Here is a 20,259-nt window from a genome sequence, read left to right on the forward strand (position 1 = left end):
AGCATGGTGGAAACAGGAATGCAACAAAAAACCGCATAGCGGTTTCGTAAGTTTGTAAGAACGGTAGTCTAGCACAGCTTCCCTTAAATTGTGTCCCATTAAAACTTTTCCAACACATGCAAGTATTCGGTGGTTTTGGTGTGTTGTTGGGGGTTTAAGTTGGCTTTAAAGCGGGTGTGGGGGTGGCTTTTGAGGCTGTATTTGCCATGTTGTTTGAAAATTTGGGCGATTTGGTCTAGGCTTAATAAGCCTTCGTTGTTATAACTCATAAAAATGAATTTGGCTTGCGCGTTTTTTAAGATCGCCTCTAAAGCCTCTGCCACGCTATTTTTTTGACACCAAAGCGATTTTTGGTAATCCCTCAAGCCTGTTTTGCCCTGTGGGGTGAAGTCATCATAGAGGGCAATGGAGTTTAAAAGGTGGTAGTTAGCGCCATATTCTCTAGCATTATAGGGGGGGTCTAGGTAGAGAATATCAGCGGGGGTGTGCTTGATGAGCTCTTGAGCGTCCTGTTGGTGGGCGTAGTGGGGGTTGGGGCTTAAATCAAAGTGGGCGGGGGCTAGAAGTAGGGTTTTTTGCGCGCTTTTTTTGAGGGTTTTTAAAAATGCGCCATAGACACAGGCGGTGTTGGCGACTTTGTCGCTAGATTCTAACAAGGAGGCGAGCAAAAAGTAAAATTCGCTGGGACTGATGTGTTTTTGTTCTATCCAGCGTGCTAACTGGGAGCGCACCGCATCAATGCGCATGGCATTTTCATCGCTAAAATACTGGCGGCAATGCCCGCCCCCCAAGGCATAATGGGTGTAGATTTTACCCTTTAGGGGGGGGAGATTTTGGAGTTGCTCTAAGAGTTTGGGGGCGCGCTTAAGCGGGGTGGTGTTTTCAATGTAGTTTTTAGCCAATACAAAACTATAAAATTCGCAATCATTGCTGATCACCTGCTTGACGCGGTTTTTAAACAACCTGCCCACCGCACACGAGCCCGCAAAAGCGTCTATTAAAATGCAATCTTGTAAGTTGATCCCTCTGTGTTGCAAACTCTCTTGGATGTGGTGCAATAAAAAGGGGGCTAGGCTCAACTTAGAGCCGATGTAATTCATGTTTTACACCTAAGACTAAAACTTTTTCTTGCTGGTGTCCTCTAAGATGTCATTAGCGATATGCTCGATGTCTTGGCTAATACCCAAGCATTCTTTAGCGATGTCCAAATTATGCCCGAGTTGGGCATCAAAGGCGATCATGGCTTTGTTGATGTCTTGCACCGCATTGGCTTGGTTTTTAATGGCAGTGGAGTTATCGGCGATGCTTTGCACCAAGACATTGATATTGGTTTCAATCTCGCTTAGAGATTTTTGCGTGCGTTCGGCTAATTTTCTCACTTCATCAGCCACCACCGCAAAACCTCTGCCATGCTCGCCCGCACGGGCAGCTTCTATGGCAGCATTGAGGGCTAATAAATTGGTTTGCTCGGCAATGTCTCCAATGATCTCAACCACGCTTTTAATGTCTTGGCTCTGGGCGATCATCTCATCGCTTTTCAAGCTCACATCGCTAATATTTTGCGTGATCACCTCGATATTTTGCGTGGTTTCTTTGATTCCTTGAGATTGGTTGGTCGAACTCTCTGAGAGTTTGTCCATGCTCGCTTTCAAATTTAAAGCCTTTGTGCTCAACATGTTGGCAAACTCAGAGGAAGTGGTGAGCATTTTGGTGATCTCTGTGCCTAATTGGTTGATGGAGAGCTCCACATCGCCCTTAGCCCCTTGGATTTGGGGCGTAAAATCGAGTTTTTGGTAGGCATGCACCACCGCCAAAATTTTATTGAGATCAGAGCCGACCTTTTTTTCCAAACTCTCCACCATCGCATGCACGACCTTGATGAGTTCGGCAAGTTTGGGGGTGTTGGCACTGGTGTGTTCCTTGTCTGCCACAATGATCCCCTTTTGCACATTGGAGGTGAGTTGGGTGGTCTCCACCACCGCATCGTTATCGTCATGGAAGACCTTTTGAATTTTGGTGATATTAGAATTAATACTATCTAGCATCCAGCCAATCTCATCGTTTTGGGTGGATTGATACATTTGGACATCGACTTCCTCGTGGTTGAGCAATCTAAAAAAGCTTGTCAAGGTCTGCACCACCCGATTAACCCGCCACACAATTTGTTTTTGGATATAAAAATGCATGGCGATGATGGCGATTAAGAGCGCACTCAAACCAATAGCGATGATCACCATTTGGGTGTGGCGCACATAACTATAGACTTTGCCTTTGGAGATCACCGATCCGATCACCCAGTTATGCCCCATTTTAGGGTCTTTAAAGGGTCTAAAGGTGTGCAAGGCAAGGATAATATCCTCATCTAAGACATTGGAATAAAAAGAGGTGATGAGGGTCTTGCCCGCCTCTGCTTTTTCTCTAAAGGCGATCGCCTTTTTGGCCTCTTGATCCAGCATGACATCTGTAAAGACTTTTCCTTGTAAGCTGTGATCTTTATTGATCGCAAAAATACGATTTCTAGAACCCATTAAAAACCCATTCTCTCCCGTGTTGGTGGGGAAGTATTTATCTTGGATATATTCAAAGCTCACAAAGAGACCTGCCACTGCCACAAGGTTATTGTGGCTATCAAAGATGGGGGCAGCGATGGAAAAGCCAAAGCTACTCATGCCTTCCATCAGATCGCGTTTATCGGTGAGGGTTCTAGCCATCGATCGTGTGTTAATGACTTGTTGGACCAAATTGGAACGCAAGATGATGGGGTTATTGCTATTGGATATGATCTCCCCATTACTCTTTTGCACGGAGTCATAACTTATGCTGGGCTTATCTCCATGCATGATCACCAAAAAGGCTTGGTAGACAAACGCATTATTTTCACAGAGTTTGCGCACATTGTCCTCAAGCTCTTTGGCTGTGGAGTGCTGGATAAAAGAATAACCATCTTGTGAAAAATAATTGGTGTAATTGGTGAGGGTGCGGTACACATCGCTAAGTTCTAGGGTGATGTTTTTAGATCGACTCTCGGCTAAAACCCGCACGGATTGGTTAGCCTTATCCACTAAAATTTTGCTCACTTCACTGACATAGTAAAAGCCTAGTGCGACAAAGGAGAACACGAGAATGGCTGAGGTGGTTAAAGCGGTCTTAGCCCCTAACTTGAGATTTTTAAAAAACATGCATCACTCCACTCTAAAATAGACTTGACTTGTCTTTTGGCAGGCTCTCCACATAAACACTTTGGGAGGGGAAAGCAAAACTCAATCCACATTCTTCCACGACTTTCATGATTTGGAGGATGACATCTTCTTTAACAGCCAACCATTCACCCCAAACCACGGTTTTAGAAAAACAATAGATAAAAATATTAATGGAACTATCCCCAAAACTATCTAAATAGACAAACAAATTGGATTTATACCCCATCAAGTCATCTACAGAAACAATATCTTGGCGACCCATAATTAAGGCGTGGTGATCGTCATGGAGGCGTTGCTCAGAGGCACTATCCATGTCGCTGGGTTTGGCGATGTGGGGGTGTTGTTCTAACATGGTGCGAATCCCCAACACGCATTTTTGCAAGGCTTCCCTAGAGGAGCTATAGGTTAGCCCAATGGTCATTTTAATGCGCCGCCCGACTTTACGCCGATTCCAGTTGCGAATCGATTTACCGGCTAATTCCGAATTGGGCACAAAGAGTAGGGCGTTATCAAAGCCCCTCACCGTGGTGCGTCTAAGCCCCATTTCCACCACCGTGCCCTCTACATCCCCACACACAATCCAATCCCCTTGACTAAAGGAGTTGTCCAAAAGCAAGATCACAGAGGCAAAGAAGTTGGCCAAGACATCTTTAACCGCTAACGCCACAGCCAAACCACCAATCCCTAGCGAGGCGATGATGGTGGAGATGTCAAAGCCTAATTGTTTGAGCACCCATAAGATCGTGATCACAAAGATAAAGAAGTAGGCGATCTTTAAGATCAAATTGATCACTTCTTTTCTAAGCCCATTACTCTTAGAGGCTAAATTAGCCAGCAAGGCTGCCCCATAAGCCTTAAAAAGGGCGATGAAAAGCCACGCAAATAAGAGGATATAGACCACGCCCAGATACATCGCAAACTTAGGCGGGGTGGGGTGGGGGTAGTAGAGGATGTCAATAGAAACATCAAAGCTATAGATGAATAGAAAAGTGGAGATGGGGGCGATGATGCTGTTGCGGATTTTTTGTTGCACGGCGGTATTTTTGCGGGTAAAACGCACGACATAATCTAGGGCTTTGACAAAAAGGGCGGTGATGAGTTGTCTTAATGCCAGTAAAAAAACCAAGAGCACGAGGGATAAAACAATCTTGGCACTTTGTAGCCCGTTGGCTTTGGGGAAAACTTGCATAACCAAGTGGGAGATACGCTCTAAAACCCACTTAAGATTAATGCTCAAGATCACATTTTTAGAGAGCACTTGGCTGGGGTGCTTTTGGATGTAATGGAGCACCTCAATATAGGTTTTGAGCTTGATTTGGTAATTGTCTAGGGCCTCTTGGAAGTTGTGGTGCTTGAAATCATCTAAATTGGAGGGGGCGACATAGGTTTTAGCTGCATACCCCTCCAGTTTCAATAAATAGGCGGTGCTGATACTCTTGACATCCTTTTCTTGGCTAAAAAAGTCCAAAGAAGTACGTAATTTTTCTAAAAAATAATACATGTCGGCATCTAGTTCTAAATTCTTGAGGCGGAGAGTATCTAAAATATAGGTATAAATATCCTTGTCGCTATTTTTGAGCAAAGCCTCTTTGAGCTTTTTTTGCTGTTTGGTGTTCTCCTTGATGTTAAAGCCGATGTGTTCTTGGTTGTTGAGCAACTTGAGTGCGAAGGTGTGGATGAGATCGTTTTTTTGATCGCTATAAAGCGAGATTTCAGAGCGTCTGTTGGGGTCTGCTTGGTAGCGTTTAATGACTTGGTTAATTTGGTTGATTTGCTTTAAGAGTAAGTGCAGATCGATCAAATCCACATCATCATCGGCACGCAAGACTACAAACAAGCTTAAAAATAGCCAAAAAATAAAGCGCATCACGATCCTAACACATATTCTTTAAAGGCATTGCCCCGATGTTTGTAAGAGGCAAATTGATCTAGGCTGGCCGCACTGGGGGAGAGTAGGGCGATCTGGTTGGGCTTGAGATTGTCTTTAATGCTCTGCACGGCGATTTTGAGTTCTTGGCACAAGCATGCACGAATAGCATACTTTTTAGCCATTTGCATGATGGCTGGTGCGCTCACACCAATCACATAGATACTCACTTGCAAGGTGGCTAGGGTTTCAAATAGGGGGGCTAGATCAATCCCCTTGGTGTCCCCGCCCAAGATCAAATGGATCGGGCGATCTTTGAAGCGATCAAGAGCTTTGAGCGTGGCATCGACATTGGTCGCCTTGCTGTCATTGACCCAAGTATGCCCTTGAGAGTCGCTAAAAACTTCGATGCGGTGGGGCTGGATCGCATAGGAGTTGATCAACTCATAATTAGCCACGCCACTATAGAGTTTAGCCCCACTCAAGGCTAAGAGCGCATCGAGCAAAAAGGGTTCTTCAAAGCGCACGCAGGAGAGATCAAGCCCCATGAGTTGGGCTAAATCAGCGGAGTTTTCATAAAAAAGGAGCTGGGGGGGGGTTTTTAAATTTTTGATATAGGGGTGATCTTGCAAGCTGGCGTGTAAAAGGGCGGTCGCCTTAGGGCTCATCAATTCTAAGGGCTTGAGTTTGGCATGCACATAGTGCTCATAACTCCCATGCCAGCTTAAGTGATCGGGAGCTAGGGGCAAGAGGATATAAAAATGGGGGGCAAAACGCTGGGTGTAGTGCAAGCTAAAAGAGCTGGTTTCTAGAACCCACACAAAGGGGGGCTTGCGTTGTTCTGTTTTGATTTGGGCGTAAAGATCGATGAGGGGCACGCCAATATTCCCGCCCACTTGGGCGTTATGGGATTTTAAGAGCAGACCCAACATGCGCGCGGTGGTGGTCTTGCCATTGGTCCCGCTGATAAAAAAAGTGGTGGGGAAGTCTAGGCTAGAGCGGTTGGTTTTCCAAAGGGTGTAAATGTAGTCGTATTCGCTCACAAGGTGCTTGCTAGCCACCACGAGGGGGTGATTAAAAGGAATCCCCGGGCTGACAATCTCTAAACGGGATTCATAGGGGTTAAACATTTTAGAAGGGAGTAGTTTCTTATGGTGGGTATCTAAGCAAGGGGTTAGGGTTTTATCATCATAGGCACGGTAGGGGATGTTCTTTTTGTTGAGGTAGGTCGCAAGGGCTTTGTTGGTCTGCCCATAGCCTAATAACGAGATCATGGCACTCCGTTTTATTCTAAGATGATAGCATGGCAGAACAATAGCATACTAATCCTTAGCGCACTTTAAGGCTCAACAACGCCACGATGTTACTGAGGATTGCGATGATCCAAAAGCGTAAAATGATTTTATTTTCTGGCCATCCTTTGGATTCAAAATGGTGGTGTAGGGGTGCCATGCGGAAAATTTTTTTCTTACGGGTCTTGTAGCTGGTGATTTGCAAGATCACCGATCCGGTCTCCAGCACAAAGACCAAGCCCATTAAAATCAACAAGATTTCATTATTGGTGATGATCGCCATGTAGGCAATAAAGCCCCCAATGGCTAAACTCCCGCTATCACCCATAAACACCTCAGCGGGGAAAGCATTAAACCACAAAAAGCCCAAAAGCGAACCAATCAAAGCAGCCGCAATCACCATCACCTCCCCGCTGTGGCTCACCTTAGGGTAGAGCAAATACTTACTAAACTCAGCATTGCCCACGACATAAATAAAGACGCTCAAGCTCAACAGCACGCAGATACTGGGCACGGTGGCTAGACCATCCAGCCCATCGGTGATATTCACCGCATTAGAGGTGGCGACAAAAACCAATGACCAAAAGGCGACAAGCAAAATGGGGTAATCATGGAAGGAAAATAAAGCCCGCTTGAAAAAGGGCAGGTAAAAACTCTTATTATCCAGCAAAAAGTAAAGGGCACTTGAGATACACACTGCAATAGCCAGCAACACCGCAAATTTATAACGCGAAGTAACGCCCGCATTGCTCTTGCGATTAATCTTAGTGTAGTCATCTTGCATCCCCACCGCGCTAAAGGCAAGCAAGGTTAAAAGACCTAGCAACACAAAGAGATTATCCAAGCGCGCACTGATGAGCGAGGCCATTAGAGTCGTGCCCACAAAGATCACCCCGCCCATTGTGGGCGTGTCTTTCTTGTTTTGGTGGGGGACATACATAGAGATGGGCTGGCTCGCCTTTTTTCTCTTAGCCCATGTGATGAACTTGGGCATGGCGTAAATACAAGCGATAAAACTCAAAAAGAAAGCGATCCCAGCACGGAAGGTGAGATATTGGAAAATATTAATCCCAAACCACGGATACAAGTAGTAAAGCATCGTCAAACTTTGCAGTGAAAATAACCCCAATTTTTCTATAAATAGACTTACGAAAGGCTTAATACGGGAAGTTTAAAGAAGATCAGATATAATTTAGCCCATCTAGCTAATGGGGTGTGGCATCTTTTGCATAAATGGGTGGTGGTTTTAATGGGTGTGGGTTTGAGCGTGTTGCTCGCTGGCTGTGTGGTGGTGCGCTTTTTTGATAAGAGTTTTAAATACAATGATTACCGCATTGTGCGGGTTATTTTGGGCGGGAATGTTTTTGACTTTAAGGACCTCATCTTAGAAGCCCAAATATCCCACCCCAGTTCAGAGGAATCGCCCAGCCCACATAAAGTTTATCCTAGAGATCGCCTCGATGTTTTGCAAGAGGAATTGCAAGCCAAAATCAAGGGTTTGCATTTGGACTCCATCAAGCCCGATGGCTCGATGATCCAAACAGATTTGGGGCGTTTGCAGGCAGATATTAGAAAAAATCGGGCACATTGGGGGAATACCAAACTCAAAAGCACGCCCATGGGGCATGTGGAGTTCGATCAAAAGCAGTTGCGAATCTATGGGATCATTTATTGCAATAAGTATTTTGTGAGCTATAGTTTCCGCGATGATGATCATTTGGTGGTGGAGGATAAGGGCATGACACGCAAGGTGTGTAGCAATGAAAAACTCATGGCTTTTGAGTTGGCTTTTTACCGCAATTTGCAAGGGGTGTTTAATCTGACCCGCAATAACGAAAATTTGCTCTTAGAAAATGCCACCATGCAAATCTATTTGCAACACTAGGAGAGTTTTTGCAATATATAGATGTGGAAATACAATCCAAGCACCAGATCAAGGGCTCGGTATTTTTGGGCTTTTTAGTGCCCTATGCCCTTTTTAAAAGCACCCTAGAAAATCTCAAAAAGGAGCACCATAAGGCACGCCATATTGTCTATGCCTACCGCCACTTAGAACAAGGGCGTTTGCAAGAGGCTTTGCATGAGGATCGCGAGCCCAAAAATAGCGCACGGGGGCTATTAGATATTTTGAGGCGTGGGGATTTAATTGAAAGTGCGGTTATTGTGGTGCGTTACTTTGGGGGGGTGCTCTTGGGGGTGGGGGGTTTGATGAAAGCCTATAGCCAAAGTTTGCAACTCTGTTTGCAAAATGCCCCGCTCAAACCCTTTAGCCCCGTGCAGAGTGTCCGCCAGTGGGTGAGTTACCCTGTTTTGGAGATTTTGAGCGCACGGGCGAGAAAACATGGCGTGTTGCTAGAAAAGCAGAGTTTGGATAAAAAGGGGGCTTGGGTGTATCTACAAGCTAGCCCAGAACTTTTAGAAAAAGTGTTAGGAGATTAGATGGATAGCTTATATGTGTGGCTTAAAATGGTGCATATTATGGGGGTGATCTCATGGATGGCAGCCCTATTTTACTTGCCTAGATTGTTGGTTTATCACCGCGAATATAGCGATCGCCCTGATTTTGTTAGCGTGGTGCAAATCCAAGAACAAAAGCTTTACTATTACATTGCCATGCCCGCCATGATTGTGAGCGTGTTGAGCGGGGTTGCCCTGATTTGGGCTTTGGGCGGGGGTGCGCTTTTCCACCATGGTTGGTTGCATGTCAAATTATTATTTGTGCTGATCTTGTTGCATTTCCATTTTATGTGTAAAAAGTTCATGCGGGAGTTGGGGCGTGATGGGCAATACAAAAGCTCTAAATTTTTTCGGCTGATTAATGAAGTGCCCACTTTATGCATGATCGTGATTGTCTTTTGTGTGGTGGGGAAATTCTTTTAATGTCTAGGATCGAAGAAAAACAACAAAAAATCATCCACATGTTTGATGCCATTGCCAAAACCTACGACACCACCAATCGGATCGTGAGTTTCAAGCAGGATCAACGCTGGCGTTTAGATGGAATCAGGCGGGCTTTAAAATATGTCTATGCCTTTAAGGGAGACTTGCAAGATTTGGAGATAGCCGATGTGGCTTGTGGGACAGCGGACATGCTCTTGCACATTTTAAAAGAAGTGGCGCGCTTGCAGGGAAGCGTGGCGAGCATTAGGGGGATTGACCCCTCTAGGGAGATGTTAGCCATTGCCAAAAATAAGATTGAGGGCTTAGGCAAGCAAGGGGCAGAAATTTATTTAGATTGTTTGGAGGCTAAAGATTTAAGCACCCTAGAGGATCAAAGCGTGGATTTTGTCAGCATTGCCTATGGCTTGCGTAACATCTTGGAGCGTAAACGAGCTTTGCAAGAGTTTAGCCGTGTGCTTAAAAAAAAGGGGGTGTTGCTGGTTTTGGAATTCATGCGTCAAGATCGCCCGGGTATCTTAGGATCGCTAGCGCGTTTTTACACCGCTAAGATTTTACCCTTGCTAGGCATGCTCATTAGCCGTAACTACCGCGCCTATGCCTATTTGCCCTCCTCCATTGATAATTTTATCAGCCCCTCTGAATTGGAGGAAGAATTAAGTTTGGTGGATTTGGAAGTGGTGGAGAAAACCCACTATGTTTATAATAGCGTATCGGGTATTTTGGCGGTGAAATTCTAATGCACTTGGCGATCTTGCAAATGGCGCGCTTTGATTTGGAGTTCGTGCGTAAGACTTTAGCTAAAATGCCCCCCCACGCCTTGATCTTATTCCCCGAATATGTGATCACCCCCTTTTTTTTAGAGTTATTAGAAAGCGATACGCTTAAAATCCACCAGCATGCCCAAGCCCGCCTAGAACAGCTCCAAGAGTTAGCCAGCAAGCACCAACAACACCTCATCGCCCCCTTGATCTTGCAAGAGTCCAGCGGGCTTATCAAACAAATGGCATGGGTGTCCCCCACCCAAACCCAATTTTACCCCCAACAAAAACTCATCCACTTTAGCCACTGGGATGAGGAGAGTTTTTTTGCCAATCCCAAGACAGAGAGGCACGCACCCTTGATTGTGGAGTTAGAAGATCTGCGGATCGCCCCGCTTTTTGGCTATGAATTGCACTTTGATAGCATTTGGCTAGATATGCACCAAAAAGGCGTGGATGTGGTGTTACTCAGCACGGCAAGCACCTTTGAATCCTCTGAGAGGTGGCGCATGCTCTGCCAAGCGCGTGCCTTTTGTAATTCCATGCTCATCGCACGGGCTAATCGGATCGGATCGGTGCGCCAAGCCTACTACCCCAAGCATAGCCCCCAAAAACACAATATCGCTTGGAATTTTTATGGCGATAGCTTCATGGCTCTGCCTAACGGGCAAATTGGGGATAGCTTGCAAGGCGATTTGGGCGTGTTGCACCTAGAGGTGTCTAAAGATTATTTGGACGCATGGGCGCAAGAATGGGGCTTTAGAAAACCCAATATCAGGAGAGAACATGATTGATAAAAAATTATTATTGCAAGACTTTGAGGGTTTGTGCGCCAATTTAGCCAAACGCTTTTTAGACCCCCAAATCTTAGAGGATTTAAAAACCCTCTTGCTGGAGTATAAAGCCCAAAAACTGACCCTAGAGCAAGCCCAAGAGTTCCAAAACAAGACCTCCAAACTCTTTTTTAGTCGCCAAAAAGAAAATAGCCCCGATCTAGGCGCACTCAAAGCCTCCCTAGAGGACAATAAAAACAAGATCAACACGCTTCAAGAACAAGTCAATGCCCTAGAGCAACAACTAGATACCCTCTTACACACCATCCCCAATTTGTTAGATCCTATAACACCCTTTGGCAAAGATGAAAACGATAATGTGGAGATTGAGCGGATTTTAGAGCCTAAAACTTTTGATTTTGTGCCCAAAGAGCACCATGAGTTAGCCCAAAACAATGGCTGGATTGAGTTTGAGCGGGGCGTGAAATTGGCTAAAAGCCGTTTTAGTGTGTTGCGTCAAGAGGGCGCGCGCCTCAACCGGGCTTTAATTAATTTTATGCTCGATTACAACGCCGCCCAAGGTTTTGAGATCGTGTCTGTGCCCGTTGTGGTGAATAACACCGCCCTTTTTGGCACGGGGCAACTCCCCAAATTTAAAGAGGATTTGTTTAAAATCGAGGGCGAGGAGCTGTATTTGATCCCCACCTCTGAGGTGAGTTTGACTAATCTCTACGCCGATGAGATTTTATTAGCTGAGGAATTGCCTATTTTAATGACCGCCTACACGCCTTGCTTTAGAAAAGAAGCCGGGAGTGCTTCCAAAGACACGCATGGGATCATCCGCCAACACCAATTTGATAAAGTCGAGCTAGTGGCACTCACCCACCCCAAAGAGAGCGAGAGCATGCAGGCTAAAATGGTGCAAACGGCAAGCGGGATTTTAAAAGCCCTAGAATTACCCCACCGCTTGGTGCAACTTTGTAGCGGGGACATTGGTTTTAGTGCCAGCAACACCATAGACATTGAAGTTTGGTTGCCCGGGCAAAATTGCTACCGCGAGATCAGTTCTATTTCTAATACCCGGGATTTCCAAGCCCGCCGTGCCAAAATCCGCTACAAGGAGAACAAAAAAAATGCCTTCGTGCATACCCTCAATGGATCGTCCTTAGCTGTGGGGCGCACTTTGGTAGCGATCATGGAAAATTACCAAGACCAAGAGGGGCGTATTGCCATCCCCAAAGCCCTTAAACCTTACTTGCAATAAGAGCCAGCCATGGATCAAAGCCCGCCCGAACAAACCCCACCCGAATCCAAACCCAGTCTAGCAACACGGCTACAAAATCTCAAGGGTTTATTTAGCTCCAACCCCATTCCCAGATTCAAAGAAGCCCTGCTAGAGAATTGGGCAAGCCTCAAAAGCCGTCCTAGACTCTACATTTCTATTTTGGGTGGCATCGGGTTTTTGTTTTTACTCATCATGGCATTGGTGGCGTTCAGCGTGATCCACCACAAAAACGAGCGTGCTGAAAAAATAGAGGAGGCGAGTAAATCAGCACCCCTAGAAAGACTGGTTAAGGTCGAACAAGATGAAGAGTTTGTGTTAGAAAATCTCCCCACCCCCAAGGAAAGTGCCTCCAAAATCCCCTTAAGCAATGAGGAAAAAATCAACGAACTCATTAAAAAGGCGGACTTACTCTACAACCAAGGGCAAATAGAAGAATCCTTGCAAATCTTCCACTACATCGCCCAGATGTCCTCCAGCATTGCTAACCACAACTTGGGCGTGATCCAAATGCGCCAGCAAAATTACACAGAGGCTTTGCGTTCCTTTGATCGTGCCATTGCAGCCCAAAAAAATACCAGTGTGAGTTCCATTGATGCGATGGCAGCCGCCTTTTATCTAAACAACATGGACCTTTATACCCGCTATCTCAAACTCACCATGCAAAACCTCTACCAGATCGAAAAACAACCCATTTATTCCTATGTTTATTCGTTAGGGCTTTACTATGGCGGGCATTATTTTGAAGCCCTATCCTCACTCACTAACCCTAACTCTGAGTTATTTAGAGACGCTAGAGAACGGCTGAGTGCCAAGATGTTCTTAGTCTTTGGCGATGCAAACCGCGCCATTTATCATTTAGAACCCATTGCCAAACCCAAAGATTTTAAAGCTTTAGGGTTGCTCTATGCACGCACAGGGGATTATTCCAAAGCCCTAGAGTATTTGCACCGCTACAATAGCAATTACCCCAAAGATATGGAAGCCCTATTGGCTATGCAGATCATCGCAATGAAGGTCGGGGATTTACCCGCAGCCAGTAGCATGCTGGATTTGTTGCTCCATGGGATCAACAAGGACAAACAAAAAGAGAAAATCTTAAGCGATACCTACCCCATAAAACCCATTTTAAACCCGCATTTTTTTGACATCAACATGATCAGACGCGACTTTTGGCAGACTAATTTTAGGGGGAGTATTGGCTTGCCCGTGATTCGGATTTTATTTTACTACGCCCCCTTTAAGCTAGTCGAATCCAAAAAGGCTTTGGGATCGATTCAAGAGGGGGTTTTTTTTGTGGATACCACAGGCAAGCAAGATTTTGATAAGGCAATTACGCTCTTGCAAAAGGGTAAGAATATTGGGATAGCCGATCAACACACCATCATGGGGCTTAGGGACTTGAGTAAATGGCATTTACGCGCCGCTTTGCATGATTTTAAACAAGCCTTAGAGGCTAATCCAAATAGTGCCACTAGCCATTATAATATTGGACTCATCTACGCCCAACTAGAAGATTACCATAGTGCAAGTTTCCACTTCAAAAAAGCCTATTATCTAGATAATGGCAATGTCTTGGGGGGGATTTTTGCCGTCTTAGCAGCCAAGCTTGCCTATGAAGACCCGGCTGTCTTTTTGCAACAACTCACTAAGGATTTTCAAAATCTCAATTTCCACGACTCGATCCAACACGATTTTTTAAGCTCCTTTATTGGGTATTTAAATGGGGCGAATAATGACGATCTCTCTTGGATTAAAAAGGCGCACAAGCCCATGCCCATCTATTACGCACTCAATATCGCCTATGCTAACAAGGCAGAAGACAAACAACGCCTAGTGGATAGTTTTGTCGCCCTTAAAAAAATGTATCCTAATAACATGCTCACCAATATTTTTTATGAAATGATGCTCAAATACCGCGCAGATATCAAACAAATGTTGGGTGTCTATGCCTATTTGACTAGCAAAGAAGTCAATTTAGAAGAACTCTTCCATGGTCCTTTATTGGCGCGCAAAATGTTTATTTACATGGGCTTTATCACAGGGCTTTTAGGTTATGAAGAAGAGTTATTAAGCGCCCGCTTAAGCACCTCTCAAGATCAAAATTTAAACCTGGACTTGATGCGTATGTTAGCTTTGACGAGCATTTTCCAAAAAAAATACCAAAAAGCAGCCAGCATTTTGAATTACTTGGTGGATAAACTCGATGAAAAAGGCGTAGAACCTCTTGCTTTGGCTAGTTTAGCCAATATCGCTTTGGGGCGTTTTGGCGATGCCGCGCTGTATTTGGAGATTGCCAAAACCATGTATCCGGGGGATTATGATGTGCGTTATGGTTTGGGCTTGCTCTACCAGCGTGCCGGGAATTTAGAAGCCAGTTTGAATAGCTTTAGGGGCATTAAAAGCCCCAATTTCCACTCTGGCTATTTTGATTTCCAAATCAAAGCCCCCACTAATCAAGAGGATTTCCCATGAGTATTGAAAACTTGTTAGCCGATTTGAATCCCGAGCAAAAAAAGGCGGTGTTGCATGTGGAGGGTCCGCTCTTAGTGTTAGCGGGTGCGGGCAGTGGTAAAACCAAAACCCTAACCACACGCCTAACTTATTTGTTAGCCAAAGTGGGGATTCCCGCACAAAACACGCTGACCTTGACCTTCACCAACAAAGCCGCAAGGGAGATGTGCCAACGGGCGATGTCTATGTTGCAAACCTGCCAGATCAAAACCTCCCAGCCCATGCTCTGCACCTTCCACCGCTTTGGTTACTTGTTTTTAAAACAGCACATGTATTTATTAAACCGCGATGCCAATTTTAAGATCATCAAACCTGAAGAAGCTTTGAGCTTGCTTAGACCCCAATTTTTACAGCTCAAGCGCAACTCTAAATTAGAGGATCGCGCCTTTTTGGGGTATTTACTCAAAATGATCTTCCAGATCAAAAACCACCTCATCGCTTTGCAGGATTGTTATTCCCATGTCCAATCTGCCTTTGAGATTTACACACAAACCCTAGAAAAAGAAAATTGGGTCGATTTTGATGACCTGCTAGCCCTGCCCTATGCCATCTTGCAACACACACCCAGCCTAGCCTATGAAGTGAGCCAGCGCTACCAACATCTGATGGTAGATGAATACCAAGACACCAACCCCTTACAATTTAAGTTGCTCCAGTTGCTCTGTAGCGCGCATGATAATTTATGCGTGGTGGGCGATGATGATCAAAGCATTTATGGCTTTAGGGGGGCAGATATTAGCAATATCTTAAACTTCCCCGATCATTTTAAAAGCGCACGGGTGATTAAATTAGAGCAAAATTACCGCTCCTCTAAGAGCATTTTGGCTTGTGCTAATCAGCTCATCGGGCATAACCGGCAACGGCATGGCAAGACTCTTTTTAGCCACAAACGCAAGAACAAACACCAGCATTTAGAGGTCTTGCACTTAGCCAATGCCGACCTAGAGAATGTCTTCATCGCACAAAAAATTAATGAATGTTTCCAAAGGGGCGTGCCTTATAGCGAGATTGCCATTTTATACCGCCTTAATTGTTTATCCAAGAGTGTTGAGGAGGGCTTAAAAGTTGCCCGCATCCCTTACCAAATTATCGGCGGGACGGGTTTTTATGAACGCGCTGAGATCAAGGATATTTTGGCTTATTTGCGTGCCATAGCCGATCCCCATGACAATATGAGTGTCCTAAGAATCATCAACAAACCCGCTAGGGGGATTAGCAAGGATAGCGTGGAGATATTGAATAATGCCACCAAACCATATAGGCTATCCATTTACCAAGCCTTAGAACAAGGGTTTTTAATCCCTGTTCTCTCTAGCAAGGTGCTTAAAGCCTTGCAAAATTTTTATCATTTGCTCCTAGATTTAAACACCCAAGCCCAGAGTATCCAAACTTATGCAGATGCCCAAGCATTCAGCACCGCCCTTTTTGAGCGCACCCAAATTTTTAGCACTCTAAAAGACAACATCGAGGAACGCCTAGAAAACCTGGAGGAATTTAAGGGCATGTTGCTCTCTTACTTCCAAGACGATCCCAAGCCCAGTTTGCAAGATTTTTTAGATCAAAGCATTTTAGAGCCCCCCGCCCCCACCAACCAAGAGGCGATCAAGTGCATGAGCGTGCATGCCTCTAAGGGCTTGGAATTCCGTGTGGTCTTTATTGTGGGCTTTGAGGAGAGGTTTTTCCCCTATGCTAATGCCAACTTAGAGGAGGAACGCCGTTTGGGTTATGTGGCGATCACGCGCGCTAAAGAGGAATTGTATATTTGTTGCGTGCAAGAGCGTGTGTATTTTGGGCAGAAACAAGAATACCTCAAACCCTCTTGTTTTTTACAAGAGGCTAAATTGCTAACATCCCCACAATGGCAAGTGGGCGATCAAGTGTTCCACACGCATTTTGGGGTGGGGACTATCCAAGAAATCACGCGCGAGCAAGAACAAGCCTTGGTGCGCTTTGGGTCTAAAAACTATTGGCTAGTGCTCTCCATCTTAGAAAAAGCTAAGGATGACCATGTTTAAAAAATTTTTTGCTTTTCTTTATTTGGTTGTGGCTCTTAGCGCACAAGAAAACCCCCTAGAGGTAATCAAACAAGAGATCAGCCAAGCTTATAGCCAGTTTTACCACAATTACGCCTTTAGCGTGCGGGGTGTGGAGGCGCAAATAGCGGGCGGGAATATTGCCGATCTTAAAAACCCAGAGCCCGTGATTAACTGGCGTAACCAGCAGTTTTTGCGTAAAGATGGCTTGGTGAGCGTGGGACCAAGAGGGCATCAGGTGTGGATCAAATACCAAGTTTTAGCCGATATCCAAGTCTATAAGAGCAAAACCATGCTCAAAAAAGATCAAAACCTCGATGCGGCCAACACTTACGCTAAAAGCGTGCCCTTTGAATATTTTAACGCCATGCCCATTGATCGCTCCTATATTGGCAATGCGAGCACACGCAGTTTTTTAGGGGCTAATACCACCTTAAGTGTGGATAAAGTGGGCCCGCGCATTTTGATCTACAAGCATGAGATTTTTAGCGCCACGCTTAAAGAGGGACCCATTTCCTTAGAAACCTCCTTGCAAGCCCTTGAAAATGGCGTGTTAAATCAGGTGATCCAAGCCTTAAACATCCGCAGTAAAAGGGTGGTGCAGGTTAAGATCACGGGCTTACTCAAAGGAGAGGTGTTGTGAAATTGGCTGTGGGGATTAGTGGGGCTAGCGGGGTGGAACTGGCTTTGCGTTTTATAGAAAATCTGCCCGCTTGCATAGAAGTTTTTGTGATTTTAAGCCCCCATGCCAAACAGGTCGCGCGCCAAGAAATGGGCTTAGATCTAAAACAAGCCCTTTTGGATTTGCCAAAAGTGCTTAGTATTTTCCAGCACCACCAAATTGATGCGCCCCTAGCTTCAGGTAGTTTTGGCTTGCACGCTTTAGCCATTATCCCAGCTAGCCTCAATATCATTGCCAAGGTCGCGCATGGCATTTGTGATGACTTGTTAAGCCGTTGTGCGGCTGTGGTGCTTAAAGAGCAACAAAGGCTTTTGTTAGCCCCTAGGGAATTGCCTTTAAATAGCATCGCGCTTAATAATTTGTTGATCCTAGCCAAAGAGCACGCCATCATCGCCCCACCCATGCTGACCTACTATACCAAGCCCAAAGACTTAAAAAGCATGGAATTGTTTTTGGTGGGTAAGTGGTTGGATGCATTAGGCATTGCCAACGATCTTTATACTAGGTGGGGTGGGTGAAATTAGCCATTTATCCGGGCACCTTTGATCCCATCACTAACGGGCATTTGGATATTATCCAACGCAGTAGCGATCTCTTTGAGCGCGTGATCGTGGCGGTGGCTAAGTCCAGTGCTAAAAACCCCATGTTTGCCCTAGCTGATCGCTTGCAAATGGTGCAACTAGCCACCATGCCCTTAAAAAATGTGGCATGCGTGGGCTTTGAGGGGCTCTTAGCCAATTTGGCTAAAGAGCATGGCTGCAAATTTATCATTAGGGGGCTTAGGGCACTGAGTGATTTTGAATTTGAATTCCAAATGGGCTATGCCAACAAGTCTTTAAACCCCAATTTGGAGACTCTCTATTTTATGCCCGCTTTGCAAAATGCCTTTATCAGCTCCTCTGTGGTGCGCAGTATCCTAACCCACCATGGGCAAATCCAGCACCTCGTGCCCCCCAGCGTTCTGGGTTTCATTTTGGAAAAATGCCATGTTGATCGCACTTGAAGGCGTGGATGCTAGCGGAAAAAGCACGCAAATAGCACTCCTCAAGCAAGAATTCCCCAACGCCCTTTTTACTAAAGAGCCGGGGGGAACGCCCTTAGGACAAGCTCTAAGAGAGGTGCTTTTGCACCAAGCCCTCCTACCACAAACCCAGTTTTTATTATTTTTAGCCGATCGGGCTTTGCATGTGCAACAAGTGCTCCAACCCAACGCCCATAAACTCATTTTTAGCGATCGCTCTCTTATCTCAGGGCTAGCCTATGCCCCCTATAGCTTAGAACATGCCCTAGAGTTGCACCGCCAACACGGGTTATTAGAGATTGTGCCTGACATGGTTTTTCTCTTGCGCTTGGATTTGGCTAGTTTAAAACAACGCTTGCAGGCTAAAAGGCAAGGGCTAGATCAGATTGAGTCTTTAGGGGTGGAATTTTTAGAGCGCACCCAAGATCGCTTGGAGCGGGCATGCCAAATCTTGGGGTTAAAAACCCATGTCCTTGATGGGGCACAAAGCCCCCAGCACATTTTTAGCCAAATAGCAAAATTAACATCTGGGGATATGCACATTCAACGCCAAACCCCCTAAGGAAGTTTCGCGGTATTTGGCATCAATGGATTTACCCACTTGGTACATGGTTAAGATCACCTCATCTAAGCTGACCTTAGCTTGGTAACCATCCTCAAGGGCTAGGCGTGCGGCGGCTACGGCTTTGATAGAGCCCACTACATTGCGTTCAATACAAGGGATTTGCACCAACCCCCCCACTGGATCGCAGGTCAAGCCCAAATGGTGTTCCATGGCAATCTCAGCAGCACTCAAAACTTGGCGCACACTGCCCCCCAGCACAAAGGCAAACCCAGCTGCTGCCATTGAAGAAGCCGCCCCCACCTCAGCTTGACACCCCGCCTCTGCCCCACTGATTGAGCCATTTTTTTTATATAAATAACCGATGGCACTGCATGTGAGTAAGAAATCCACGATCGCCTCTGGGCTTAGGGGTTTGATGTGGCTTTGGCAATAAAGCAACACGGCGGGGACCACCCCACATGCCCCATTGGTGGGTGCGGTTACGACCTTATTCCCGCTGGCATTCTCCTCGCTCACCGCACGCGCATAAAGGGTGATGTAATCCACTAAAGCTAGCGGGTCTTTGCCCTCTTGAGGGTTTTTAGCCAAGCGTTCGCAAATAGAGGGGGCTAGGCGATCCATGCCAATACAGCCGGGTAGGCGTTTCTCTTGGGCTTGGATGCCATGTTTGTAGCATGCCAACATGGCTTGATAAACCTCTAAACAATACGAATTGGCATACCCCTCCCCAAATAACGCATCTTCATGTTGGCGCACAATGTTAGCAATCGAGGTTTGTTGCTCTTGGCACATTTGGGCTAACTCTTTGGCGCTATCAAAATCAAAGGGGGTGTGCTTGCTAGGCGTGGTGCTGGATTTCTTGGCTTGTAATTCCTCTTGGGTGTAGATAAACCCCCCACCGGTGGAATAATAAACCTCTTGAATCAAAATTTCATCGTGTTGATCCCATGCCTGCACCACCATGCCATTTTCATGCAAATTGAGTGCTTGCGAATCAAAGATAATATCTTGTTGCAAGTCAAAAGGTAGCTCTTTTTGTCGGGCAAATAAAATGCGTTTTTCTTGGATCGCCTTTTGGATAATCGCCTGCCTTTGCTCTACGCTGACCTCCCTAGCACTGATCCCACTCAAGCCCACCACGCATGCCAAATCTGTCAAATGCCCCTTACCCGTTAGGGCTAAAGAGCCATGCAAGATCACACACACCCGCGCCATTTGTTCTAAGAGCCCTTGATGATAAACAAGCCCACAAAAGCGCACGCAAGCATCCATAGGACCAATGGTGTGCGAGGAACTAGGTCCAATGCCAATTTTAAAAATCGCGCTCATAGACTGGCTATAAATTTCTTGTTGGGTTTTAGGGGTTTGTGT

General features: G+C 45.7%; 18 protein-coding genes. 12 read left to right on the forward strand and 6 right to left on the reverse strand.

Annotated elements, in window-relative coordinates; all coding sequences use genetic code 11:
- Window positions 1–98: 98 nt before the first annotated feature.
- From C5684_RS02685 to mraY, 5 genes are all read right to left on the reverse strand, one after another.
- Entirely contained in the window at window positions 99–1,100 is a 1,002-nt protein-coding gene (locus tag C5684_RS02685; RefSeq protein ID WP_013890754.1) for a DNA adenine methylase, read from the reverse strand.
- A 15-nt stretch (window positions 1,101–1,115) separates the two neighbouring features.
- Window positions 1,116–1,526, reverse strand: coding sequence for a methyl-accepting chemotaxis protein (locus tag C5684_RS09770; RefSeq protein WP_407645757.1), 411 nt, complete (start codon window positions 1,524–1,526; stop codon window positions 1,116–1,118).
- Between the two features lie 1,666 nt (window positions 1,527–3,192).
- Window positions 3,193–5,067 carry a mechanosensitive ion channel family protein gene (locus C5684_RS02695; protein WP_199764474.1) on the reverse strand — a complete coding sequence of 625 codons (1,875 nt, stop codon included), beginning with the start codon at window positions 5,065–5,067 and terminating at the stop codon, window positions 3,193–3,195.
- Window positions 5,067–6,341, reverse strand: coding sequence for a UDP-N-acetylmuramoyl-L-alanine--D-glutamate ligase (gene murD / locus C5684_RS02700; RefSeq protein WP_104639344.1), 1,275 nt, complete (start codon window positions 6,339–6,341; stop codon window positions 5,067–5,069). Before murD ends, C5684_RS02695 begins: the two co-directional genes overlap by 1 nt.
- Window positions 6,342–6,396: 55 nt before the next feature.
- On the reverse strand, window positions 6,397–7,458 hold the full coding sequence (mraY, locus tag C5684_RS02705) for a phospho-N-acetylmuramoyl-pentapeptide-transferase (protein ID WP_104639345.1): 1,062 nt from the start codon (window positions 7,456–7,458) through the stop codon (window positions 6,397–6,399).
- Between the two features lie 126 nt (window positions 7,459–7,584).
- Between mraY and C5684_RS02710 the strand changes: the two genes are divergently transcribed.
- Genes C5684_RS02710 through tmk form a run of 12 tightly spaced genes read left to right on the forward strand, consistent with a single transcriptional unit; the run spans window position 7,585 to window position 18,885 of the window.
- Entirely contained in the window at window positions 7,585–8,244 is a 660-nt protein-coding gene (locus C5684_RS02710) for an META domain-containing protein (RefSeq protein ID WP_104639346.1), read from the forward strand.
- A gap of 8 nt (window positions 8,245–8,252) precedes the next feature.
- Window positions 8,253–8,798, forward strand: a complete 546-nt coding sequence (locus C5684_RS02715) for a YigZ family protein (protein WP_104639347.1) — start codon at window positions 8,253–8,255, stop codon at window positions 8,796–8,798.
- Window positions 8,799–9,239 (forward strand): protoporphyrinogen oxidase HemJ, encoded by a 441-nt coding sequence (hemJ, locus tag C5684_RS02720; protein ID WP_006018683.1) that lies wholly within the window; start codon window positions 8,799–8,801, stop codon window positions 9,237–9,239.
- Entirely contained in the window at window positions 9,239–9,997 is a 759-nt protein-coding gene (ubiE, locus tag C5684_RS02725; RefSeq protein WP_199764475.1) for a bifunctional demethylmenaquinone methyltransferase/2-methoxy-6-polyprenyl-1,4-benzoquinol methylase UbiE, read from the forward strand. Before hemJ ends, ubiE begins: the two co-directional genes overlap by 1 nt.
- Window positions 9,997–10,812, forward strand: a complete 816-nt coding sequence (locus C5684_RS02730; RefSeq protein WP_013890763.1) for a carbon-nitrogen hydrolase family protein — start codon at window positions 9,997–9,999, stop codon at window positions 10,810–10,812. Before ubiE ends, C5684_RS02730 begins: the two co-directional genes overlap by 1 nt.
- Entirely contained in the window at window positions 10,805–12,055 is a 1,251-nt protein-coding gene (gene serS / locus C5684_RS02735; protein WP_104639349.1) for a serine--tRNA ligase, read from the forward strand. Before C5684_RS02730 ends, serS begins: the two co-directional genes overlap by 8 nt.
- Before the next feature lie 9 nt (window positions 12,056–12,064).
- Window positions 12,065–14,548, forward strand: coding sequence for a tetratricopeptide repeat protein (locus tag C5684_RS02740; RefSeq protein WP_104639350.1), 2,484 nt, complete (start codon window positions 12,065–12,067; stop codon window positions 14,546–14,548).
- Complete coding sequence (locus C5684_RS02745; RefSeq protein ID WP_104639351.1) at window positions 14,545–16,602, forward strand: ATP-dependent helicase; 2,058 nt, start codon at window positions 14,545–14,547, stop codon at window positions 16,600–16,602. The genes C5684_RS02740 and C5684_RS02745 overlap by 4 nt, the downstream gene beginning before the upstream one ends.
- Complete coding sequence (flgA, locus tag C5684_RS02750; protein WP_013890767.1) at window positions 16,595–17,263, forward strand: flagellar basal body P-ring formation chaperone FlgA; 669 nt, start codon at window positions 16,595–16,597, stop codon at window positions 17,261–17,263. The genes C5684_RS02745 and flgA overlap by 8 nt, the downstream gene beginning before the upstream one ends.
- Window positions 17,260–17,820, forward strand: coding sequence for a UbiX family flavin prenyltransferase (locus C5684_RS02755; protein WP_104639352.1), 561 nt, complete (start codon window positions 17,260–17,262; stop codon window positions 17,818–17,820). The genes flgA and C5684_RS02755 overlap by 4 nt, the downstream gene beginning before the upstream one ends.
- The gene (gene coaD, locus C5684_RS02760) at window positions 17,817–18,305 is read left to right on the forward strand and encodes a pantetheine-phosphate adenylyltransferase (protein ID WP_013890769.1); all 489 of its coding nucleotides are present in this window, start codon (window positions 17,817–17,819) and stop codon (window positions 18,303–18,305) included. The genes C5684_RS02755 and coaD overlap by 4 nt, the downstream gene beginning before the upstream one ends.
- On the forward strand, window positions 18,289–18,885 hold the full coding sequence (gene tmk, locus C5684_RS02765) for a dTMP kinase (protein WP_104639353.1): 597 nt from the start codon (window positions 18,289–18,291) through the stop codon (window positions 18,883–18,885). Before coaD ends, tmk begins: the two co-directional genes overlap by 17 nt.
- On the opposite strand, the gene C5684_RS02770 is transcribed toward tmk, so the two are convergent.
- Window positions 18,844–20,232 (reverse strand): L-serine ammonia-lyase, encoded by a 1,389-nt coding sequence (locus C5684_RS02770; RefSeq protein WP_199764476.1) that lies wholly within the window; start codon window positions 20,230–20,232, stop codon window positions 18,844–18,846. The two genes, tmk and C5684_RS02770, sit on opposite strands and share 42 nt — an antisense overlap.
- Between the last annotated feature and the right edge of the window lie 27 nt (window positions 20,233–20,259).

It is taken from the genome of Helicobacter bizzozeronii (assembly GCF_900196775.1).
Lineage (GTDB): Bacteria > Campylobacterota > Campylobacteria > Campylobacterales > Helicobacteraceae > Helicobacter > Helicobacter bizzozeronii.

Excerpts from the sequence above, each read along its gene's own strand:
- C5684_RS02685 (WP_013890754.1), bottom strand. The coding sequence starts at position 1,100 with ATGAATTACATCGGCTCTAAGTTGAGCCTAGCCCCCTTTTTATTGCAC.
- C5684_RS09770 (WP_407645757.1), bottom strand. The coding sequence starts at position 1,526 with ATGATCGCCCAGAGCCAAGACATTAAAAGCGTGGTTGAGATCATTGGA.
- C5684_RS02695 (WP_199764474.1), bottom strand. The coding sequence starts at position 5,067 with ATGCGCTTTATTTTTTGGCTATTTTTAAGCTTGTTTGTAGTCTTGCGT.
- murD (WP_104639344.1), bottom strand. The coding sequence starts at position 6,341 with ATGATCTCGTTATTAGGCTATGGGCAGACCAACAAAGCCCTTGCGACC.
- mraY (WP_104639345.1), bottom strand. The coding sequence starts at position 7,458 with ATGCTTTACTACTTGTATCCGTGGTTTGGGATTAATATTTTCCAATAT.
- hemJ (WP_006018683.1), top strand. The coding sequence starts at position 8,799 with ATGGATAGCTTATATGTGTGGCTTAAAATGGTGCATATTATGGGGGTG.
- ubiE (WP_199764475.1), top strand. The coding sequence starts at position 9,239 with ATGTCTAGGATCGAAGAAAAACAACAAAAAATCATCCACATGTTTGAT.
- C5684_RS02730 (WP_013890763.1), top strand. The coding sequence starts at position 9,997 with ATGCACTTGGCGATCTTGCAAATGGCGCGCTTTGATTTGGAGTTCGTG.
- serS (WP_104639349.1), top strand. The coding sequence starts at position 10,805 with ATGATTGATAAAAAATTATTATTGCAAGACTTTGAGGGTTTGTGCGCC.
- C5684_RS02740 (WP_104639350.1), top strand. The coding sequence starts at position 12,065 with ATGGATCAAAGCCCGCCCGAACAAACCCCACCCGAATCCAAACCCAGT.
- C5684_RS02745 (WP_104639351.1), top strand. The coding sequence starts at position 14,545 with ATGAGTATTGAAAACTTGTTAGCCGATTTGAATCCCGAGCAAAAAAAG.
- flgA (WP_013890767.1), top strand. The coding sequence starts at position 16,595 with ATGTTTAAAAAATTTTTTGCTTTTCTTTATTTGGTTGTGGCTCTTAGC.
- tmk (WP_104639353.1), top strand. The coding sequence starts at position 18,289 with ATGTTGATCGCACTTGAAGGCGTGGATGCTAGCGGAAAAAGCACGCAA.